The sequence below is a fragment of the Xanthobacter sp. BG11Y11_SDJG genome (assembly GCF_057364445.1).
Genome location: NZ_JBNFNU010000588.1, coordinates 1 through 1,841 on the forward strand (window position 1 = coordinate 1; position 1,841 = coordinate 1,841).

Sequence of the window (1,841 nt, forward strand, 5' to 3'; positions counted from 1 at the left end):
CGAACGCGACGGCCGCGGTGGCGTCCGCGGCGCCTGTTCCGCCGATGCCGCCGCCGCCGCCCACCGACTGGGCGAGCAGGCCGAACGCATTGGCGCCGGAGGTGCGGACCACCGAGGAGGTGCCGAGGTCGATGGTGACGTTCCCGCCTTTGCTGCCGCTGCCGCCGTCGCCGCCCAGGGTCAGGGAGACCGCGTGGCTGCCGCCCGAGGTCGAGGAACTGGTCACGGCGATGCCGCCGCCGCCGCCGATGGATTGGGCCAGCACGCCGATGGCGGCGTCGCCGGAGGTCTGGATGGTGCCGTAGACATTGCCAAAGACGTTGCCGCCGCCGCCCCCCGCGCCGCCTGACGCCCCGAGGCCGACGGAGGCCGCGAAGCTGCCATTGCCGGAATCGGTGGCCACCGTCGAGGCGCGCCCGCCGCCGCCGCCGATCGACTGGAGCACGAGCCCGTTGGCATGGTCGCCGAAGGTGAGGAGGGTGCCGGTCTGGCTGACGGTGACGGTCTCGCCGTCGCCCGCGACGCCGCCGGCGCCGCCAAGGGTCAGGTGGCGGTCACGGTGTTCTGGCCGCCGCTCGCCACGCTGTTGGCCGCGGAGGCATTGCCGCCGCCACCGCCGATGGATTGCGCCAGCACGCCGTCGGACCCCGCGCCCAGGGTCTGGATCACGCCGTCGACGGTGACGATGACGGAGCCGCCATTGCCGCCGCCGCCGGCGGTTCCGCCCAAAGCGGCGCCGACGCTTGCCGCACCGCCGGTATCGCCACTCGACGAGGAGGCCACCGAGGCCTTGCCGCCGCCGCCGCCGATGGATTGGGCGAGAATGCCTGCCGAATCGTGGCCGCCGGTGGAGATCACGGACGTGCGGCCGCTGCCGAACACCACCGTGACCGCCTCGCCATCGCCGCCGCTGCCGCCACCGCCGCCGATGGTCGCCGATAGCGCGAAGCTGTTGCCGCCCTTGCCGTCCGCCTTGGTCTTGCCGGCGCCGCCCACGCCGCCGCCGCCGCCGATGGATTGGGCGACGATGGCATCGGCCGCCCCGCCGGTGGTGGAGAGGGTGATGGCCCCCTGGGCGTAGACGTTCACCAGGCCGCCATTGCCGCCCGAGCCGCCGGACGCGCCGATGATGGCCCCCACCGCGACCTGGCCGGTGGCGGCGTTCTGCGCGCTGCCGGCGAAGCCGCCGCCGCCGCCGATGGACTGCGCGAGGATAGCACTGGCGCTGGTTCCAGTGGTGGAGATGTCGCCCGTCGTGGTGACGGTCACGGTCTTTCCGTACCCGCCGGCCCCGCCGCTGCCGTTCAGGGACAGGCTGACATCGGCCGAACCGCCGGTGCCGCTGTCGCCCGTGACGGCGGCCGAGCCGCCGCCGCCGCCGATGGACTGCGCGAGGATGCCGTTGCTGAAATCGCCGGACGTGAAGAGCTGCCCCGAATGGGTCACGGTGGCCGCGCCGCCGTCGCCGCCTGCGCCGCCGCTGCCGCCGAGGCCGGCGGAGAGGTTCAGCTTCGCGCTTTCGCCCGATGCGGTGGAGACGGTGGACACCGCATTGCCGCCGCCGCCGCCGATGGACTGCACCAGGATCGCATTCGCGTGGTCGCCGGAGGTCTGCACCTGGCCGGCATTGGTGACGCTGGCCTTGCCCCCATAGCTGCCGGCCCCACCGCTGCCGCCGAGGGTGGCGGAGATGTTCGCGGCGTCCGCGCCGCCGGCGGTGGAGGAGGCCGCGCCGCCCTTGCCGCCGCCGCCGCCGATGGACTGGGGCAGCACGAGGCCGTTTCGCGCCGGTGCCGAACGTGGCGATGGTGAAGGCCGTGGTGCCGGGTTTGGCGCCCGGT

2 pseudogenes are annotated in these 1,841 nt (G+C 74.6%); both read right to left on the reverse strand.

The features are described from left to right. A pseudogene (locus AC2W7M_RS24720) lies at positions 1–445 on the reverse strand (hypothetical protein); the annotation flags it as partial. 98 nt (positions 446–543) lie between these two features. Then, a pseudogene (locus tag AC2W7M_RS24725) lies at positions 544–1,841 on the reverse strand (autotransporter outer membrane beta-barrel domain-containing protein); the annotation flags it as partial.